Raw genomic sequence first — 19,326 nt, forward strand, 5'->3', positions numbered from 1 at the left:
TACCTGTGTTTGGCGGTTATGGTCGGGTACCTATAAATTACGGGCGAACCATACCACACGACCGATGATCTGTACCTCGTCAATCGTACGCTGATAGTTTGTATAGGCCTGATTTTCCGAACAGATACGCAAAGTCTGGGGGCTGGTGCTGGGCACAAGCTCTATCCGCTTTGCCACAAGGCCAAGCCCATCATGCAAAATGAAAATACCTGGCGGGGTGGGGCGCGTTTGATCGGTATCCAGCATCACTGTATCGCCATGTTCAAGAACCGGTGCCATTGAATCGCCAGAAATAGTGATGAGTTTTAACGCGTCGGTTTTGCTTGGTGAGATTTTACGAAGCCATGAACGTGGAAAGGCAAGCGCCGCCGTTGCGGTGTCGGCAGACGCATCAACAAGCGTACCGCCGCCTGCACTGGCGTGAATATCAAGAAATGGTACTGACGACATGGTCTGCAGACCAAGGGGCGCTGAATTTGTTGCCGTATGGGATATATCCGCATTACGCGCCCCTTTAGGCAAGCTATCATGGTGTGCCAATGTTGCCTGATCGACGCCTAGAATCGCAGCAAGCTGATAGCGAATGGCCTCGGGCAGATGGCGCGGTGAGCCCCGGTTCAGATATTGGTGTAAATAGGCGTCATTGCGGCCAATCGCGCGCGATGCCTGTTTTAGGGTCAACGGCGGTGTCTGCATCGATAGCGCTACGCTTAAAGCCGTTCTGGCAGTGTCATTTGCCGGAATTTCGGCTAGATCATGCCGCATTTTATGTTTGGATTTAACCCTGTCCATAGGAATAATCCTTTTTCGTTCTTTTCTTTATATAGGAAATATCCTATCATGCTTTTCAGAAATTACAAGACTGTTTCCGTTACTGTGCCAACCATTAATCAGATAGGAAATTTGCCATGATACATACGCGTAAAGTACCCCCCCTCCGTACCAAAAGAAATAGCATAGATGAAAAAAGTCTGGCGCTTACACCAGCTGAGACGCTTTTGGCCAAACGGATGATGGCAGCGGCGATGACCTTGCGTGCGTTACCAAGGGATCAGCTGGCGATACCGAATGGCATTAGAAGTGCCTGGCCAGATATGATACGCGAATCAGCCATTTTATACAGTAAAACAAGACGTTTATCGCAAGTACGCCCATCTCCACAGGCGATTGATTCGATGGATGTCATGTTGGCTTTGCTGTGGCATCTGGATTATGAAGCGCGTCAGCTTGTCTGGGCGCGTGCCAATAATATCCCATGGCGCATTCTGGTGGGGCGTTGCGGTAAAAGCCGATCTAGCCTTAATCGTGACTATAAAAAGGCTTTAGCCGCGCTCGAGACGATACAGAGTCAGCATGGCGTCGCCCAGTACCATGATTGATATGAACAAAGATGTAGGTTGATTGCGAAATCAGCTTGACAAATGACACAAAATAGGATAAATCCTATTATATACTGACAATCAATCCCTCCATATATGACATAGGCTAGGTTCATTTCAAAAGTGACCCATGATGATTGCGAATGGCGACAAGCCTTTCTTGACTCCTTGCGGGTAACCGGAAATGTTAGCGCCGCCGCCCGGCTTGTTGGGAGATCGCGTGCCTCTTTATACCGGATGCGGCGGGTCGATCCAGACTTTGCATCAGCCTGGCAAGATGCGCTTGAGGAAGCAGTTGACTGGCTGGAACTGGAAGCCTTGCGCCGCGCTGTTGAAGGCACCGAGGAAAACCGGTTTTCAAAGGGAGAGGTTGTTGGAACGATCACCCGCTATTCGGATAGCCTGTTGATGTTTTTGCTGAAAGCGCGGCGGCCCTGGCTGTATGACCGCCGGGTGCTACGAGGCGGACAGACCGATACGGACGAGGACAGTTTTGACGCATTACGATCAGCCCTTGAAGAAAAGCTGGATCGACTCGCTGATCCGCCTGCCAAAGACTGACCGCACAGCCTTTATTGACGGGCTGGCTCCTGAGCAGATTAATCTGTTGTTATATGAATGGCAGTTATGGGCGCGGCCAAAACAATTGCCACCAGCAGGTGATTGGCGTGTCTGGTTATTGATGGCAGGACGCGGCTTTGGCAAAACCCGGGCTGGCGCCGAATGGATAAGGTGGCTGGCACAAAGCGGGCGGGCGCGGCGTATTGCGCTGGTGGGTGAGACTTTTGATGATGCCCGTCAGGTCATGGTCGAGGGTGCGTCAGGCATTTTGTCGGTATGCCCGAACTGGGCACGGCCAGCATGGCGGGCAGGGCAAAGAACATTGATCTGGCCGTCAGGAACAATTGCACGTTGTTATTCGGCAGATGATCCCGAACAGCTTCGCGGCCCCGAATTTGATTATGGGTGGGCGGATGAGATTGCCAAATGGCGTTATCCAAGCGCATGGGACAATCTGATGCTGGCATTGCGTATTGGCAAAAGCCCACAATGTATAGCAACAACAACGCCGCGTCCGGTACGTTGGCTGGCCGATCTAGCGGCCGCTGAAGATACGGTGCTTGTGCAAGGGGCTAGCCGCGAAAATGCGGCTAATCTGTCACCTGCTTTTATGGCAGCCATGCACCGGCGATTTGGTGATAGCTATCTGGCGCGTCAGGAGCTTGAGGGCATAATGATGTCAAATCTGCCCGATGCGTTATGGTGCCGAAATGATATTCTACGTCTGCATCGGCCGATGCCAAAGCGGCATCGATTTATCCGGATTGTGATCGGTGTTGATCCGGCGATGGGCGGTGGTGATGAAACAGGCATCATAACCGCCGGCAAGGATCAGGATGGCCATATCTGGATTCTGGCCGATGATTCACTTCATGCGACGCCAGATAGGTGGGCAGTACAAATACAAAGGGTTTTTCGACAATGGCGCGCTGACAGTGTGATCGCCGAAATCAATCAGGGTGGCAGTTTGATCCGTACGCTTTTGGCACAGGCAGGGTGTGCATTGCCGGTACGTGAAGTGCGGGCAATGCGGTCAAAATCAATTCGCGCCGAACCAGTGGCTGCTGCCTATGCCCGCGGTGATGTTTCGCATGCCGGGCAATTCGGTGCACTTGAAGATCAGATGTGTGCCTGTGTGCCAGGCCAACGGCAAACGCCGTCACCGGATCGGCTCGATGCGATGGTCTGGGCGGTTAATGCCCTGCTGGGCGGGATTGAAACCGCCACTAAAGAGATGGCGTTTTAACGTTCTTCACCTGTCGTGAGATACGACATTATTCGAGGATTACTGATGACAGATAATGTGGCAACCCCGGGGATTGCGCATCGGGCGATGGCGGCCGAACTGGATTTGCTGGCCGATTTAATGGGCGGCACCTTGAGCATGCGCGCTGCTGGACAACGCTGGCTTCCGCGTGAAGCTGCCGAAAGCTGGACAGCATGGCGTGTCCGCTTGCAACGAACCGTCTTGTTTAACGGCTTGTCACGAACAGTGCAGGCATTGTCAGGACGCCCCTTTGCCCGCCCTGTGACGCTGGAGTCAGCGCATCCGGCTTTGCAAAAGTTGACCGAAAATTGTGACAAGGAAGGCACGTCGCTGAGTGATTTTGCCAAGCGGCTTCTGCAACGGTTACTGATCGATGGCATGGTGCATATTCTGGTTGATCGACCAGTTGCGGGCGGTGCGCCTTATCTGGTCATGGTTACTGCCAGTCAGTTGATCGGAGCCACCCGAGATGATGACGGGCTTAGCGAAATCAGAATTGCCGAAACGCATATCAGGCGCGTTGGTCGCTTTGGTGAAGAAACCAGTCAAGCGGTTCGTGTGATTGGGCGTCATGCGTGGCAAGTATGGCACCCACGCGGTGATCTTGATAGTAGCGTTATTGGCACATGGCATGTCGCCACCGAAGGCCAGCATGATTATGGTCGCCCGCCGCTTATCACTTTGAATGTTGCCCCGTCAGGTTTCATGCAGTCGCGCCCACCCTTGATTGATCTGGCTTGGCTTAATCTTGCGCATTGGCAATCGGCTAGTGATCAGCGCCATATTCTGCATGTGGCACGGGTGCCTATTTTGTTTGGCCGGGCGTTGCAGGCAGCCGAAGGCGATATAGAAATCGGCCCTAACCGCCTGATAATGGCGGATGACCCGGCGGCTGATTTGCGTTTTGTCGAACATTCGGGTGCCGCCATTAACGCTGGCCGACAGGATCTTATCGATCTTGAGGATCGCATGGCTGTATTGGGTCTGGATATGTTGCGCCGTCGCCCAGGCAACGAAACCGCGACAGGTCGTGCGATTGATGCGGCCGAAGCGCATGCCGCCCTGACAGGCGTGATCACAACCTTGCGCGATGGCTTGCAGGCGGCTTTTGAAATGGCAGCGGACTGGCTGGACGTGCCTGATGGTGCGGCCGGACAGATCCAGATTGCCCGTCATTTTCCCGTCAGCGATGACGCGGCTAATGAGGCCGACATTCTGTTAAGGGCACGGCTGGCTGGTGAAATCAGTCAGGAAGCCTTTCTGGCCGAAATCACCCGCCGCGGCATTTTGGCGGCAGGCGGTGGCATTTCCGCCCCGACACAGGCGTCAAACATCACGCCAAAAATCCGAAACCAAAGAGGTAATCATGAATGATACAGACTTGAATAAAGAAACAGACAAGCACGATAATCTATCACCTCATGCCAGTATCCCAGATGCAGATCATGAGCCGCAAAGTGACAAACCGGATGCGGAAACTGACAAAGTTGCCAATGCGGCGGCGTCGATAACCGACAGCCCCAACATATCTGAAAAATCAGATAATCCGCATAATCCCGACACATCCATTTCCGACATGAAAGTTGGAACTGGCGCGGGCATGTCGGATGCGGTGATGACGAATAGCATTAATGCGTCGGATGGCGATGCAATCAACAACAATCTGGAGGCGTTGGCCAGCGGCCGCATGACTTTGCATATCGGCGCATAGCGCACTGACATTGTTATCGGAACAATCATTTCAAACTGCCTAGTAACCATTTCATTCGAAAGGAGAGACTTTTGCCAAACCAATTAGAAACCCTGATGCCACGTATTGTTGCGCGTGGTCTTTTACATTTTCGCGAACGTGCAATCTTGCCACGTCTTGTCAATAGCAGCTTTTCCAGCGATGCCGCCCGTCGGGGTGACGCCATCGATGTGCCGGTCAGCAGTCCGGTAGCGGTAAGTGACGTGACGCCGGGCAAGACATTTACGGGTAATATTCCTGATACATCGATTTCATCGGTGTCAATCACGCTGGATAATTGGAAACGCGCCGCATTTTATCTAACTGACGATGAAATGGCCAAAATCGAAAGCAGCGCCGATTTTATTCCGATGCAGATGGCCGAAGCGATCCATGCGCTGGCAGGAGCCGTGAATCAGTCAATCATTGATACGCATAAATTGATTGCCCATGGGCTTGGGTTGCCAGGTGAAATACCGTTTCAGCCGATGCCGTCCACCATTGCAGATGTCAAAGACTGGCATGGCGCCACTTGTGCCATTCAGGCACGACGTTTCCTGAACAAGGCAGCCGCTCCCAAAACCGGTCGTTTTGCCATTATTGACTATGATATGGAGGCTAATGCGCTTGGGCTGCCTCAATTCCATGACGCTGATAAAGCTGGCTCCACTAGCGTGCCGATGGAAGGTGAAATTGGCCGCAAATTTGGGATCGACTGGTTTTCTAGTGATCTATTGCCAAATGCGGGTAACAGCGTTGGTGAGGTCGCTATAACCCAAACCGCAAGAGCACAGGCGATGACAATTACAGTTAATGCCAGCCATAGCAACATCAATCCTGGTGATAGTTTCGTTATCAAGAATGATGCAGACCAAACCGTGCATCGTGTTAAATCGGTTGCTGCTTCCAGCAATTCTGCACATAGCGACATCACGCTTCATATGCCTATTGGGCAAGCACTAAATACAAGTCACAAAGTCATTTTCAAGCCAACGCACAAGGTCGGGCTGGTTCTGCATCGTGACGCGGTTGCGCTGGCGATGCGGCCCTTATCTGCCGCAGGTCTTGAAAGCGGGCTGAATGGCCAGATCATGTCGGTGTCTGACCCGCAGACTGGACTATCGCTAAGGCTGGAGGTTACACGCCAATATAAACAGACCATGTGGGAGTTTGATGTGCTTTGGGGTGTGGCTATGATGCGCCCCGAATTAGCCTGTGTGATTTACGGCGATGCGTGAAGCCGGTGTCCATAAAGCAGATGCGGTTATATCTGATAAGGCTGTTATCATTCAGCATTCCCGAACCGAACAGCAGATGGTGGTGCCGCTAGCCGATTACCAGCTTTATGCCGCTGCCCGTTTCCGCAATTGGCGTTTGTCTGAACGCAATAATGGCTTTCGGCCGCCAACAACCATTTCAGAGTTTCTGTATGCAAATGATGGTGCTGTGCAGGAGCGGGTAAGATGAGTGCCGCCTATCTTGATGTTGTGGCGGCTGATCGCTGGTGCCAGATACGTGCCTATGGTGACTGGGCGGATGCTAACAGCATGATCAAGGCGGCTGCTTTGGTAAAGGCGGCTGATCTTATTGATACGCATTTTACCTTTCGGGGGTATCGGCAAGCAGTCGATCAACTGCGTGCCTGGCCACGTACCGGCATTAAGGATAAGGCAGGACGTACCATCAGCGGAATCCCGTCTGCAGTGAAAGATGCCAATTGCGTTCTAGCGCTTGCCTTGATTGAGGATGCTGGGGGCGTCGCCGAACTGCTTGGTCTTCGTGGGGCGGTTCTGTCTGAGCGCATAGGGTCAGTCGCCGTAAGCTATGACGCTAGCAGATCGTCGTCATCGCAAAGCCGGATCAAGGCCTTGCTATCACCATTTCTGGAAACAACCAGCTCTTCAAGGATTAAGCGAACATGATACCGATTCATGACAAGCGTCTGCGCGAAGTTCTGTCACGTTATGGACGGAAAGGATTATTAAGGGCAGGCGCCGACCCATCTGGACAAGACAACACCATTTATGTGCTGATCAATCGTTTGCGGGCGGTTGAGCATGAAAATCTGCCCGCTGATATGCGTGAGGCCGAAGCGTTGTTGCTGGTGGCTGACGCCACTGTTCTGCCCAAGCAAGGTGATGCGGTCATAATCGAAAATGAACGCTGGCGGCTAAGCAGTGCCTTGCGGATCGGGGAGGCTGGATCACGTCTGTTTCAGGCGCAACTATCCAGTGCTGACATACAGTAATGAGCAGGACTGTCCGTGACGAATTGCAGGCGGCTGTGACCGCATGCTGGCAGGATCGAAGCCCGCTTATATGGGAAAATGCCCAGGCTGATGATCTATCATTTATGGCAGATGGATATCTGAAGTTTGCGGTCTCGCTATTGGGGGCTTCGGAAATGTTCATGGCATCAGATCTGGTATCCGAGGGACAGATGTTCCTTACGCTGGCGGTGCCGCTGGGCAAAGGTATGGTGCAAGCTGATAGTGGCGTTGCCCAGCTTGATACATGCCTTTCAAACAAACAATTTGGCAAGGTGCGCACCACCAATCTGCGGGTTCAGCCAGCCTATGCGTCAGCCGGATTTTGGCTCACAGACATCGAACTTGATTTTCTGCTCTGGGAAGGAACAGCGTAATGCGGATACGACTGGGACAGGATATGTGCTTGGGAATTGGCAAGGAGGCAAGTTGGACTATGCCGCCAACTGCCTATAAACCCCTGACTGTTTTGCAGCAAAATCTTGCTGAGATTGCGTCGCGTCGCCGACGGCAGAATCTGGGTGGTGGACAATTTGCGACTAAAAGCCAGCTTATTCATGCCCATATAGGCGGCGATATTAGCTTGCAACTGGCTTTTGGAAATGGTGATGATCTGCTGGCTTCTGGGGTTGGTGGTCTGTGGCGTAATAGAGATATATCGGGATTGCTGACTATGCTGCCTCGTGGCGCCAGATTATCATCGCTGAGCCCTGATATGGGGACAGGCCAGACGGCGCCCTCATTCAGTTTATTGCGGCGCTTTGATAGGCGCGATGATTGGCAGCATTTTTACGGTCTGAAGTCATCACGTCTGCGGTTGACGATCGGTACTGGCGGTGAAGCGGTGCTGGGGGCGACGATGATTGGTAAAATGTCATCGCCAGCGCATAGAACAGCAAGTCAATTGGGTAACGCCATGCCTTTGGCGACAGTTAGCCCGCCTTTCAATCTTAATCATGCGCCGTCAGCATTAGCTATCCAGATACTGGGCGCTGAGTCGCGGTTGTTGCACTCAACCGGTGATTTTGTCCTTTCGCATCTGACGCTGACTATGACGCGTGGGGGCATGACACCCTTATTCGGGCTTAGCGCGATGTCGCCACTTGGCATTACGGACGGATTGCTGGCCATTGATGGCGCCTTACATCTTCTTTACACACCATCTTTAGCCACCCTATTGCGTGCAGATACGCGGTTGAAAATTCAGCTCACAATATATGATGAAGCGGGTCATGCTGTGGTGGTTCTGCTACCCAGTAATCTTATCACCAATAGCGAAATCGAAACATCAAGTCCGGCTTTGCCACCTCTATTGAGAGTTCAGTTTGAAAGCCATCACGACCCAGAAGATTCGTCATCCCCGCTTATTGCGATTGGTATGGCCGAACTGGATGCAGACTAATGGCACGGCGTTATCACATGCGCCGACGTAGCGGTAGGGGAGCTGATCATATGTCCCGACAGCTTGACGATATAGTTCGTTTGCTAAGTGGGCGCGGGTCGATTGAACGCATTTTTGAGCGACAGATCAAACGTGTTGAACAACGGCTTCAGGCCCAGCTTGAAACACATCTTAAACAAAGTGTCGAACAGCTATTTTCAGGTGTGCTGGGGGGCAATCAAGGTATTGCCGGGTCACTATTTGGCCTTTTGCAAGGTGGATCATTGCCAGGTTTTGCCGCTGGTGGCGTTGTCGATGGCGCGCAAATTCTGGCACTGGCAGGCGAAAAAGGCCCCGAAGCCATTTTGCCATTGCGGCGCGGTGCCGATGGTCAACTTGGTGTGGCCAGCATATCAGCAGACCAGCCAAAAGTAGAGCCACAGCCCATAACTATAAATGTCACTACTGATAAGGCTGAAGCTTTGGATGATACAGATATCGATAATATGGCGTCAGTTGTTTCACAGGCGTTGAATGAGGCACTGGATCAGGCCGTGGCTGTACGGGTTGAGACTTATCTGCGGGATGGCGGTTTGCTGAATCCCCTTGGGCGGCGTTGATGGCGCGCTTTCCGTCCATTGAGGCCAGTCAGACATCCTTTCTGCAGGTCAAGCATCGCGTGTCCGAAGCCCAGTTCGGTAACGGGTTTCGACAGCGGTTTGGGCATATTGGGGCGCATCGGCGTATCTGGCATGTCACATTTCTGGATAAGCCTGTTGCCGACATAGCGCGCATTGACCAATTTCTGGACCGGCTTTCAGGAAGTACGCCGTTTTTCTGGCATCCGCCGCACGCAACTATGGCGCAGTTTGTCTGTAGCGAATGGAAGATCACGCCTGTTAATCAGGCACTAGCGTCACTAGAAGCGCTGTTCATCGAAGCCTAACTCAGGCCCATCAACCCAGATATAGGTATAGTATGACACAACGATCAGGTCATATTTCAGGTGCAACGCCTGGCAAAATCAGCTCTGCAAAGATGATTTCAGCAGATGATGCCTCGGCGCCATTTCCGGGCAAGCTGGTGCATCTGTTTGAAATTGACATCAAGCCCACCCCTTTCCGGTTTGTTGCCGAGGCAGTGCAAGGCGGTGGGGTAAATTTTGCGGGAGCCGCCTATCGCAGCTTTCCCATCATGGCAAGCAGGTTTTCATGGTCAGCAGAAGGCCCTCCAGCGCGCCCCGTTCTGGAAGTTTCGAATGTAACAGGCCTGTTTAATGATGCCGTAACGCATGATCAATTGCGCGGTATTGCGGTGCGCCGGATCATGACATTGACCAGCGAACTTGACCCACCACATGGTGAAGGTGGCGGCAATTGCTTTCCGGTCGAACGTTGGGTGATTGATCGCATTGCAAGGCTTGAACGTGCTGTTATGCGGCTTGAATTATGCGCCGAAGCAAGCCTTGAAGGCAAACAGTTCCCACAGCGTGTCATGCTTCGCGATTTATGCCAGCATGTTTATCGACGCTGGGATGCGTCACAGGCGGCGTTCGATTATTCTGGCGTGACATGCCCCTATCAGGGCGATAGCTATTTTACCGCCGATGGTGCCGAAACGACTGACCCTGCCAAGGATGAATGCAGCCTGCATTTGATGAGTGGATGCCGGAAACGGTTTTTGTTCAATCTGCCATTTCTGGGCTTTCCCGGGGTGCGCCGCCTATGAATAAGTCTGCGAGCATGTTTGGTCAGGATATTGACGCGGCAATCATGGCATATGCCAATGATAATGCGCATGAAGAAATCTGCGGTGTTGTTCGCAAGGGTTCAGGCGGTCATTTTTTCCAGCCGCTACCCAATCAGGCGGTTGACCGCACCCTGTGTTTTGAAATGTCCGAAAAGGCTGTGTTTTCTGGCGATAATGCCTGCGCCATTGTTCATTCGCATCCAAAAGGCCCGGCGTTTCCGTCACGGCACGACATGGTTCAGCAACAGGCTAGCCAGCTTCCCTGGGCGATCACCATTCCCACAGGCCAAACACATGCAGGTGTGTTCTGGTTTGGCGGTGCCCCAGCACCATTGATGACGCGTGGCTATAGGCATGGTGTGACAGATTGCTATGCGCTGATCCGCGACTGGTTTGCCAGCCAGCGCCAGATCAGCTTGCCTGATTATCCGCGTGCATGGGAATGGTGGATCGGCACTGGTGCCGGCTCTGGAGACGATGATAGTGATGGCAGGGGCAGACGTCATCAGGCCAATCTGTATCGTGATAATTTTGCCGCATATGGTTTCCGCGCGCTCGAAGATGATGTGCCGCGTGAAATAGGGGATGTTGCGATGATGCGTATTCTGGGTCCGGTGATTAATCATGCGGCGGTCTGGGTCGGTCAGGGGTTGATCCTGCATCATCTTGCCGGACGCCACGGCTATGCGCCGCACAGGCTACCGCGCCAAGAACCAGCCGAACGCTGGTATCGCTATATTGATTTCTGGGTGCGCTATGGGGGTTAAAACGATTTATCTACATGGTGCCTTGGCACAGTTTGGCCAGTTATTCAAACTGCATATAGACAGCCCGCATGAAGCCATAAGCGCACTGGAAAATCAATGTGACGGCTTTGCCGCGGCCATAAGGCAAGGACGGTTTTCAGTCGCAACAGGATTGGCGGATCGCCTGACCCCGCTTGATGGGGCAAATATGTTTGCGCCTTTTGCCGAACCCGACCTGCATATCTGGCCTGATATAGCTGGGCATGGCAAAGGCGATGGCAAAATGCTGCTAGGGCTGACGTTGCTGGGTCTATCATTTATCCCCGGCGTTCAGGCAGGCATAGGAAGCCAGTTTTCACGATTGGGGACAACGCTTGGCGGTGCGGGCGTTGGTGAGGCGGCTGGATTTTTTGGCAGCAAACTGCTGGGTGGGGCGGCGACTTGGCTGATCCTGTCATCGGCAAGCGACAGTCTGGCACCACAGATCCATGCGCCAGCTGGTACCGTTGAATCAGATGTGATAGCCGCCTCGGCATCAAGTGCCGAGGGCACACCGATCCCGCTTGTTTATGGCATGGTCAGGGTGACGCAACCGCCAGTTATTTCTGCCGGATTAAGCGTCGCTATCGAAAAACTAACATAATCGAAACATCAGGATATCCATGGTCATGAATGATGCAACAATGATTAGCGGCCGCGGGGGAAAATCTGGTGGCGGTGGCGGTGACTGGCAGGTGCCACAGGTTACCGAGGTAGCTGACAGTATCCGGTCTTCAGGTACGGCGCGGGTGCAATTTCTGCTATCAGCAGGGCCAATTGGCGGGCTGCGTGATGGTGCCAAATCGATCTTTCTTGACGATGTGCCATTGCAATCGCCAGATGGTACCGCGAATTTTGAAGGTGTTGGCTGGATGCAGACCTACGGCACCCCGGATCAGAATCCAGTATCTATGCCCGGCTTTAACGTTGTCGAACAGGTGCAAAATACAGGCTGGATCATGCGCGCTGGATTGGCACGGGTGGCCAGCCGGGCACGCGTTGATGCGGCGCGTCTGACATTGCGCTTTGGCCGCGGGCTTGTGCATCGGCGCGGGCATGTGATTACCGGTGCGGCAGTGACCTTGCGGATTGATGTCTGGCATAGTGGTCAATGGCACGAGGCCGTGCGTAAGACGGTGAGTGAAAAACAGTCCGGTCCTTTTGAAATACAAATGCAGGTCGGTTTCAGCGCGGTTGACGATGATATAACGGCGGTGCGTAAATTCCGGCTTGTACGGATGACAGCCAACAGCAATAGCCGCGATTTGATCAATGATGTGACCTGTACAAGCATCACCTGGCTGACATGGGATGCTCTGCGTTATCCCGGTATGGCGACAGTCGCGTTGAGCCTTGATGCGCGGGGCTTTGCTGGTCGCCCACCTGTAGTCAGTTTTGACACAAAGGGACGATTGCTTGCCGTGCCCCGAAATTATGATCCGGAAAGGCGGCATTATAACGGGATATGGGATGGGCAGTTTAAAACCGCATGGTCAGATAATCCGGCATGGGTGATATATGATATTCTGACGGCGCGTGACTGGGGACTGGGGCTGCCGCCTGAAAGTGTTGATAAATTTGATCTCTATACGATTGCGCGCTATTGCGATGCGCCAGTCAGCGATGATGATGACAATCCGCGCTTTCGGTTCAATGCCGTTATCAAGACACGTAAATCGGCGGCTGTGCTGATGGCCGAATTATGTGCGGCGATCCATGTGCTGTTTTACTGGTCAGGCGGGCGGCTTCGGTTTCGTGCTGACAAACCAACAGCGCCCAGTATTCTGGTCACATCTGCGAATGTGATTAATGGGGATTTTGTGTATCATGGGCCAGCAAGACAGGCGGAAATCAGCCATGCCTTTGTGACTTTCCGCGAGGCGGCAAACGGCGGGCAGATCAGTGTCGAAAGCGCGGTTGATCAAGATAGTTTTCAGCGTTTTGGTTATCGCCCCTATGAAGTGTCCTTGCTGGGTTGCACTAACCGCGCCGAAGCCCAGCGTCATGCACGGTGGCTGATCGAAACAGCGCGAAGCCAGCGTCATGCGATCAGCTATCGTGCCAGCCTTGATCATTTTGCCGAGGCGCCGGTGCGGCCAGGCGATGTCGTGCTAATTGCCGATCCAGCGCTTAATGATAGCCCAATCATTCAGGCGCGGATCAGCGCCACACCATTGACGCCTGCGGGCAAAGCGGCATGGCGACGCAACAAGCCGGATATTGGCAAGTCGGCGCGGCTGGTACCGCTTGATCTTGCTGATGATAGGGGGCTGGCTAACATGCCGGATCAGGCGGTTATGTGCCTATATGAAGCTGGCCGTAAAAAAAGCACCGGACGCGATGTGCACAGCCCGATTGCCCATCAAAGAGGGCATTTATATATCGATGCAGTGTCTATGTCCGCGCTATTGGTGCTAGCCACCGATGCGCCGCGTCCACGCGCGCATACGCCCCTTGTCATGCGCCCGATATCAGCAGATGCAAGCACAAACAACCATGTTGAAGGCAAACCCTATCGTGTTGTCTCGGTGCGCGAGGCCGAAAACCATATCGTTGAAATTGGCGGGATACTGCATGATCCGGATAAATATGCACGGATCGATGCTGCTGTAGATTTGCCAGCCTTGCCGCGTTTACCGCTACCTGACTTTTCAGCGCCTCTGCCAGCCGCCACGCAAATCCGACTTGAGGTGGCGGAAATTCGGCGCAGTACGGGACTGGCACAACAGCTCTATATCACATGGGAAAGCCCGCATGATGCCCGCCTGTCTGGCTGGCATGTGACAGCAACGGCGCCTGATGGCACGGTGCAGAGCGCCCAAACCAGTGCCCCTGCGGTGATGTTCGATGTGATAGGTGATGATGGTGTGGATGCGAATTTATCTGCTAGTGACAGACAGGCATGGCGGTTTTCGATTGCGCCAATCAGCTGGACAAGCCGTCGCGGGGTGCCTGTGCATCATCATGCGCCTTTGCCCGTCCCCGCACCAACAGAGGCAGTGGCGGCACCATTGGGATTGCGGGCAATCGCTGGTCAGGGGTTGGTTCAATTGCGCTGGACGGCGGTGGCGGATAGCGGCTTGGCACATTATGAGATATGGGCACAGCAAGGACGTGATAGCGAAACCAAGCTGGGTCAAACGACAGCCACAGCATGGACGGCGGCAGGGTTGACGCCGGGTCGGTCTGTCCATTTCCGTCTGCGCTATATCCGGCATACAGGCCAGATATCGGCATTTTCAACACCCGTGACAGCCACCGCATTAGCGCCCGTGGCAGGGCCAAAGGGTGATCGGGGGCTACAAGGCCCGCAAGGGGCAAGGGGCGCTAGAGGTATTCAGGGGCCAAAAGGGCCAAAGGGGCCACAGGGCGAAGGTGTTGATGATAACGGGATTATTGTTGCCCCGCGCATCATCATGCCGACGCAAAAGGGAACAGGTTTTCATACCTTTACGCAAGATCGCAAAATCAGTGCACCAAAATCACCCGCCAGGGGCGGCATGTTCACCTTTGGCCCGCTTCGGGTTGCGCCAGATGCCTTTTCCAATACGCTGTCTGATACAAATGCCCAGATTCTGACCTTTGATGACCCGCACGGTGCTAACCGCCAAGATAATGAACAGGGCTATTTCAGCCGGTTCTGGTCACGCGCACCTAAATTAACTTTATCCAGCTTTTACCGCCCTGATGCGGGTGCCCAGCCTTGGGGCGATATTTTGCGGGGGTTCCGTTGTCCGGTCGAAATCTTTATCGGCATGCCGGATCGTGGCGGTGTGATGGTTGCCCGGGCGCACCGTATCCGGTCAGGGCTGTTTGATGCGACGGCCTATCATGATGCCGAAACCGAACATTATGCCACCTATCGGCAGTTTGATGGCATTGTAAGCGTCAAACTGGCGCGTGTGCATGTGCCTAGACCTAGTGGCGCATCGCTTAATGCGCGGGCTGGCTATACCGCCGAATATCGCCTTGCTATCGATATGGCACCGCATCTGGTTATCCCGCGTGGTCGATCACATCAGCCGATTTATATCCGGCTTCGGCTATCGGTCACCGGAACCGGACGGTTGCGATCTGGCGGCTTTACGCATTTATATGATAATTTCGCGCTGGCAGGATCAACATTGCGATAATGCCTATCCGACATGGATAAGGGCAACAGGTAGATTGGCAGAAATCCGCGATTTTTGTAAATACGCTTATTTAGAATAATCTAAATAGTTGTAATTATGCAACAAAAATATTCGTGTCTATAGCCAAAACACATTGTAAAAATTGAATAAATTTACCCAAGGGCGCACTCATAACAAGAGATATGCGGCATGGTGCCGTGTGTCTTTCACGTTATGGTTCGGCCTTTTCTTTTCCGTTGCCACGTTATGCGATCCCTACCTGTCTTAAGGCATCCGCCTTTGAAGGGTCTGGTTCATGATTTGTCGGAAAAGCTGTTTTGTTCGCACTCCCCGTTACGCCGTTCCGTTTGACATTTCATCAAACCGAAAGGGAGTTTCGAGATGAAAAAACTATTAATGACAACGACAGCCTTGATTGCGCTGGGCGGTGTTACATCGGCACTAGCTGATCTTAGCATCAGCGGTAATGCCCGCTGGACCTATACAACATGGACAGACAAGACTCTTGATGATGCCGGTTCAGGTGCTAATAACACATCAATGGGCGAGGTTTTACAACTTTGGTTCAATGCCGATGAAACGGCTGATAGCGGCATGACCTATGGTGCCGCCGCACGTTTGCGGCAGGTAAAGGATGGTTTTGACCGTAACTGGATCTATGTTGGCGATGATTGGGGCAAGGTCTCTCTTGGTCGTCAATTCTCACCTTTTACGACCGGATCGCTTGGCGCGAACTGGCGCGGTACAATTTCGGGCGTCCAGCCTGGTGTGGGTGATGTTACCGGTAATGCCGGTCTGATTACCACATCTTGGGTTAACCCATCGGGCACTGCACCAAAGTTCATCTATAATTCGCCTAATATCGCTGGTATTACTCTCGGATTTTCGATGGCTGATGGTGGAACAAAAGTAGCAACGGCTGATGATGGAACAAAGAGTGGCGGTAAAGCCGATTCAACCGCTATGCGGGTGAATTACAGCACCGATATCATGGATGGTACAGGCTTGACGCTTGGTTATGCAACCGAGACCACCAAAGCTGTGGATGGTGCGGCTGATTCAGCTAAGACAGACCATTCTGAAGTTGGTGCGGCTGTGACCAGCGGCGATCTAACCGCGTCAGTGATCCAGCTTGGCAAATCGCAAAAGCCCAATGTTGGTGCAACCACTTCGGATCAAAAGGCAACTGAGCTTGAAGTCGCTTATGCCATGTCGGATGCTTTGACCGTGAATGTGATCATGCTCAATTCAAAGGAAAACAAAGGTACGAAAAAAGGTGACAAGTTTTCATCTACCGAGCTTGGTGCCAAATACACTATCGCACCTGGTCTGACAGCTAACCTTATTTATACCAAAGCCAGCCACACGCCAAATATGGGTGCAAAGAATACTGGTAATTCAACCCAACTTCAGATGCGGGTGAACTTCTAATTATCTGAAATTGGATAGATTCATATCATTAAGGAAAGAGGGGTCTTTGACCCCTCTTTTTGTGTTTTATTGACCTCAAATATATCCGCGTGACTAGCTGATACCCCCATAACCCCTGACCGGACTTGCCCATGCCGCCATCGCGTTCATCCTTGCCGCCATCGCCATTGGTGCCGACTGCGGACAAGCTGGAAACGGGCAAGGCAGAACCCGATCATGACACCCAAATGCAAGCGGCCATTGATGCCGTAATCACCAGAAGGCTGGCCGATCTGGGGCTGGATGATGCCGATGCCCGTGCTGATCTGGCCGATCTGCGCGCCGGACTAGCCAGCTTGCGGAAATTGCGCTTTGGCCTGATCCAGAAATGTGTTGGCTGGTTTGTGCAGGCCGCCTTGATGCTCATGGGGCTGGGGATATTGGTGATCCTGTCGCATCAGCAATAATCACGCCCGCCCTTTGCCCCGAAACACATATTCATGACAGTTGAAAGGAAGATGATGCCACTTCTTGATATGATGACGCGCATATTCGCGCCGCTTGCCAGTCTGATCGACGATCTGCATACCTCGGATGAAGAACGCGATGCCGCGCGCATGGCGCTGGTCGCCGCGCAGAATCAGGCGTTGGCGCTGACCCTCGATCTGGAACGTGAAAAGCTGGCGGCGCGCGCCAGCCTGATCGCCGCCGAAATTGGTGGGCAGTCATGGTTGCAACGAAACTGGCGTCCGATCACGATGCTGAGCTTTCTGGCATTGGTGATCCTTGATTCGTTTGGCCTACTGGTATTTCGCCTGTCGGATGAGGCATGGTTGCTGTTGCAGATCGGTCTTGGCGGTTATGTGGTGGGGCGTAGCGCCGAAAAGATAGTGCCGTCAATCAGGCCAACTGGTCATAGGGATCAAGGTGTGCAAGGTGTGCATCATGACTAAATCAAAGTCTTTGCCAGCGATAGGCCAATCTGACCGCGATCTGGCCGCCATGCTCGAACGGCATGAAGGGCGGCGGGCGCATCCCTATCGCGATCAGGTCGGTAAGCTGACCATCGGGGTGGGGCGCAATCTGGATGATCGCGGCCTGAGCGCTGAGGAAATCGACATGCTGCTGGCACATGATATCGCTATTGCCCGCGCCGGATGCCGGGCATTATTCCCCGCTTTTGATGGCTTTGGCCGGAAACGTCAGGCGGCGTTGATATCGATGGCTTTCAATCTGGGGCAAACGCGCCTAGCCTGTTTCCGGCGTATGCGCGCCGCGATCAATGATGGTAACTGGATAGGTGCCAGCCATGAGGCGCTGGATAGCTATTGGGCAGGTCAGGTTGGCCACCGCGCACAGGAGATAGCGACACTGTTGCGATCATCCAGCAAGCCCGGATAACGCCATGATCATGAAGCGGGTCTTAGGTGCGCCGGAAAGCGGCAAAGGCGGCGGTTTCCGCTAGTGCCTGTGCTAGTTCAGCCTGATCCGGTGCATCGAAAATGGCCAATGCGGCCTTGGCCTTATTGGCATATGACGTGGCGGCTTCAAGTGATGCTTCAATCGCCTTGTGATGCGACAGAATAGACTGTGCTTTGGCAAAATCCTCGGCGGCAAAGTTGCCATCGCCTATGGTGCGGTGCCAGAAACCGCGTTCTTCGTCATTGGCTTTCTGATAGGCCAGAATAACCGGCATGGTAATTTTCTGGTCAAGAAAGTCATCACCAGCGTTTTTGCCCATCTGCGCGCTATCGGCCGTATAATCGAGCGCGTCATCCATGATCTGGAATGCCAGCCCCAGATTTAATCCATACATATGCATCGCCTGCGTAATCTGCTCATCGGCACCGGAAATTCTGGCACCTGATGCGGCGGCGGCGGCAAACAGAATGGCGGTCTTGCCTTCAATCACATCAAGATAATCTTCAAGTCGGGTATCCGGATTGCCAGCGACCGTCATTTGCTTGATTTCGGCCTCGGTGATCCGTGCCGAAGCCGATGACAAGGTGCCAAGCACATCAATATTGCCGCTTTCGACCATCAGCTCGAAAGCCCGCGCAAACAGAAAATCACCCACCAGAACTGACGCATCATTACCCCATAGCGCATTCGCTGTGTCCTGGCCGCGGCGCATATTCGATTCATCAATCACATCATCATGTAACAAGGTCGCCGAATGAATGAATTCGACGGCGGTTGCCAGTTTGATCGCCGCAACAGAACAGCTTGTTGTGTTGGGGCTGGCTATGCGGGCACCTGCCAGTGTCATCAAGGGGCGCATACGTTTGCCGCCTGAGGTAATCAGATGTCCGGCCAGTTGCGGGATCAGTGGCACGTCGCTGGTCATGCGCGCCATGATTGTCTCATTGACCTGAGCCATATCATCAGCAAGCAGATTGACCAAGGCCGTCAAGGATGGCGGCTGTTTCAGAGCATCATCGTCCAGCTTTGATGCGACCTGCGTCATGCCCTCAGCCGTAATGGATTGTGCAACCATCTTTTCTACCCAATATTAATCACTAACATATGTGCATGATGACATGTTTCACTATGTTGTCTAGATATGCCTCTGCTATGGCAGGGACAAGCAAAATTTATACTCAATTAACAAATTTTAGCAAAATTTAAGCAATGAACCCAGATATATGTCGAGGTACTACGATCTC

At 53.1% G+C, this 19,326-nt stretch carries 23 protein-coding genes; 21 read left to right on the forward strand and 2 right to left on the reverse strand.

Going from position 1 to position 19,326, the window contains the following annotated elements; all coding sequences use genetic code 11:
- Window positions 1–30: 30 nt before the first annotated feature.
- Window positions 31–792 (reverse strand): S24 family peptidase, encoded by a 762-nt coding sequence (locus SAR116_RS11525; protein ID WP_013047118.1) that lies wholly within the window; start codon window positions 790–792, stop codon window positions 31–33.
- A gap of 116 nt (window positions 793–908) precedes the next feature.
- Between SAR116_RS11525 and SAR116_RS11530 the strand changes: the two genes are divergently transcribed.
- The 21 genes from SAR116_RS11530 to SAR116_RS11635 all read left to right on the forward strand — a co-directional run bounded on the left by SAR116_RS11530 (window position 909) and on the right by SAR116_RS11635 (window position 18,061).
- The gene (locus SAR116_RS11530) at window positions 909–1,379 is read left to right on the forward strand and encodes a DUF6362 family protein (protein ID WP_013047119.1); all 471 of its coding nucleotides are present in this window, start codon (window positions 909–911) and stop codon (window positions 1,377–1,379) included.
- A gap of 123 nt (window positions 1,380–1,502) precedes the next feature.
- Window positions 1,503–1,940, forward strand: coding sequence for a hypothetical protein (locus SAR116_RS13635; RefSeq protein WP_013047120.1), 438 nt, complete (start codon window positions 1,503–1,505; stop codon window positions 1,938–1,940).
- Window positions 1,873–3,186 carry a DNA-packaging protein gene (locus SAR116_RS11540; protein ID WP_238531156.1) on the forward strand — a complete coding sequence of 438 codons (1,314 nt, stop codon included), beginning with the start codon at window positions 1,873–1,875 and terminating at the stop codon, window positions 3,184–3,186. Before SAR116_RS13635 ends, SAR116_RS11540 begins: the two co-directional genes overlap by 68 nt.
- A gap of 45 nt (window positions 3,187–3,231) precedes the next feature.
- A complete protein-coding gene (locus tag SAR116_RS11545) occupies window positions 3,232–4,581 on the forward strand; it encodes a DUF4055 domain-containing protein (protein ID WP_013047122.1) in 1,350 nt (449 codons plus the stop codon).
- A complete protein-coding gene (locus SAR116_RS11550) occupies window positions 4,574–4,918 on the forward strand; it encodes a hypothetical protein (protein ID WP_013047123.1) in 345 nt (114 codons plus the stop codon). Before SAR116_RS11545 ends, SAR116_RS11550 begins: the two co-directional genes overlap by 8 nt.
- 71 nt (window positions 4,919–4,989) lie before the next feature.
- The gene (locus SAR116_RS11555; protein WP_013047124.1) at window positions 4,990–6,174 is read left to right on the forward strand and encodes a major capsid protein; all 1,185 of its coding nucleotides are present in this window, start codon (window positions 4,990–4,992) and stop codon (window positions 6,172–6,174) included.
- Window positions 6,167–6,403 (forward strand): hypothetical protein, encoded by a 237-nt coding sequence (locus SAR116_RS11560; protein WP_013047125.1) that lies wholly within the window; start codon window positions 6,167–6,169, stop codon window positions 6,401–6,403. The genes SAR116_RS11555 and SAR116_RS11560 overlap by 8 nt, the downstream gene beginning before the upstream one ends.
- Window positions 6,400–6,858 (forward strand): DnaT-like ssDNA-binding protein, encoded by a 459-nt coding sequence (locus SAR116_RS13360; protein WP_013047126.1) that lies wholly within the window; start codon window positions 6,400–6,402, stop codon window positions 6,856–6,858. Before SAR116_RS11560 ends, SAR116_RS13360 begins: the two co-directional genes overlap by 4 nt.
- Window positions 6,855–7,184 carry a hypothetical protein gene (locus SAR116_RS11570; protein ID WP_013047127.1) on the forward strand — a complete coding sequence of 110 codons (330 nt, stop codon included), beginning with the start codon at window positions 6,855–6,857 and terminating at the stop codon, window positions 7,182–7,184. The genes SAR116_RS13360 and SAR116_RS11570 overlap by 4 nt, the downstream gene beginning before the upstream one ends.
- The gene (locus SAR116_RS11575; protein WP_013047128.1) at window positions 7,184–7,579 is read left to right on the forward strand and encodes a hypothetical protein; all 396 of its coding nucleotides are present in this window, start codon (window positions 7,184–7,186) and stop codon (window positions 7,577–7,579) included. Before SAR116_RS11570 ends, SAR116_RS11575 begins: the two co-directional genes overlap by 1 nt.
- Complete coding sequence (locus tag SAR116_RS11580; RefSeq protein WP_013047129.1) at window positions 7,579–8,604, forward strand: phage tail tube protein; 1,026 nt, start codon at window positions 7,579–7,581, stop codon at window positions 8,602–8,604. Before SAR116_RS11575 ends, SAR116_RS11580 begins: the two co-directional genes overlap by 1 nt.
- Window positions 8,604–9,203, forward strand: a complete 600-nt coding sequence (locus SAR116_RS13760; RefSeq protein ID WP_049757547.1) for a phage tail tape measure protein — start codon at window positions 8,604–8,606, stop codon at window positions 9,201–9,203. Before SAR116_RS11580 ends, SAR116_RS13760 begins: the two co-directional genes overlap by 1 nt.
- The gene (locus SAR116_RS11595) at window positions 9,203–9,529 is read left to right on the forward strand and encodes a phage tail protein (protein WP_013047131.1); all 327 of its coding nucleotides are present in this window, start codon (window positions 9,203–9,205) and stop codon (window positions 9,527–9,529) included. Before SAR116_RS13760 ends, SAR116_RS11595 begins: the two co-directional genes overlap by 1 nt.
- Before the next feature lie 32 nt (window positions 9,530–9,561).
- Entirely contained in the window at window positions 9,562–10,311 is a 750-nt protein-coding gene (locus SAR116_RS11600; protein ID WP_013047132.1) for a phage minor tail protein L, read from the forward strand.
- Window positions 10,308–11,099 carry a M67 family metallopeptidase gene (locus SAR116_RS13370; RefSeq protein WP_013047133.1) on the forward strand — a complete coding sequence of 264 codons (792 nt, stop codon included), beginning with the start codon at window positions 10,308–10,310 and terminating at the stop codon, window positions 11,097–11,099. Before SAR116_RS11600 ends, SAR116_RS13370 begins: the two co-directional genes overlap by 4 nt.
- Window positions 11,089–11,721 (forward strand): tail assembly protein, encoded by a 633-nt coding sequence (locus tag SAR116_RS11610; protein ID WP_013047134.1) that lies wholly within the window; start codon window positions 11,089–11,091, stop codon window positions 11,719–11,721. The genes SAR116_RS13370 and SAR116_RS11610 overlap by 11 nt, the downstream gene beginning before the upstream one ends.
- 25 nt (window positions 11,722–11,746) lie before the next feature.
- Window positions 11,747–15,250 carry a TipJ family phage tail tip protein gene (locus tag SAR116_RS11615; RefSeq protein WP_190275447.1) on the forward strand — a complete coding sequence of 1,168 codons (3,504 nt, stop codon included), beginning with the start codon at window positions 11,747–11,749 and terminating at the stop codon, window positions 15,248–15,250.
- A 381-nt stretch (window positions 15,251–15,631) separates the two neighbouring features.
- Window positions 15,632–16,681: a porin gene (locus SAR116_RS11620; RefSeq protein WP_013047136.1), complete on the forward strand. Its 1,050-nt coding sequence runs from the start codon at window positions 15,632–15,634 to the stop codon at window positions 16,679–16,681.
- 131 nt (window positions 16,682–16,812) lie between these two features.
- On the forward strand, window positions 16,813–17,127 hold the full coding sequence (locus SAR116_RS11625; protein WP_013047137.1) for a DUF6127 family protein: 315 nt from the start codon (window positions 16,813–16,815) through the stop codon (window positions 17,125–17,127).
- Between the two features lie 54 nt (window positions 17,128–17,181).
- Window positions 17,182–17,613: a 3TM-type holin gene (locus SAR116_RS11630; protein ID WP_013047138.1), complete on the forward strand. Its 432-nt coding sequence runs from the start codon at window positions 17,182–17,184 to the stop codon at window positions 17,611–17,613.
- The gene (locus SAR116_RS11635; protein WP_013047139.1) at window positions 17,606–18,061 is read left to right on the forward strand and encodes a glycoside hydrolase family protein; all 456 of its coding nucleotides are present in this window, start codon (window positions 17,606–17,608) and stop codon (window positions 18,059–18,061) included. Before SAR116_RS11630 ends, SAR116_RS11635 begins: the two co-directional genes overlap by 8 nt.
- Window positions 18,062–18,083: 22 nt before the next feature.
- On the opposite strand, the gene SAR116_RS11640 is transcribed toward SAR116_RS11635, so the two are convergent.
- On the reverse strand, window positions 18,084–19,157 hold the full coding sequence (locus SAR116_RS11640) for a polyprenyl synthetase family protein (RefSeq protein WP_013047140.1): 1,074 nt from the start codon (window positions 19,155–19,157) through the stop codon (window positions 18,084–18,086).
- Window positions 19,158–19,326: the final 169 nt, after the last annotated feature.

This window comes from Candidatus Puniceispirillum marinum IMCC1322 (assembly GCF_000024465.1).
Taxonomy (GTDB): domain Bacteria; phylum Pseudomonadota; class Alphaproteobacteria; order Puniceispirillales; family Puniceispirillaceae; genus Puniceispirillum; species Puniceispirillum marinum.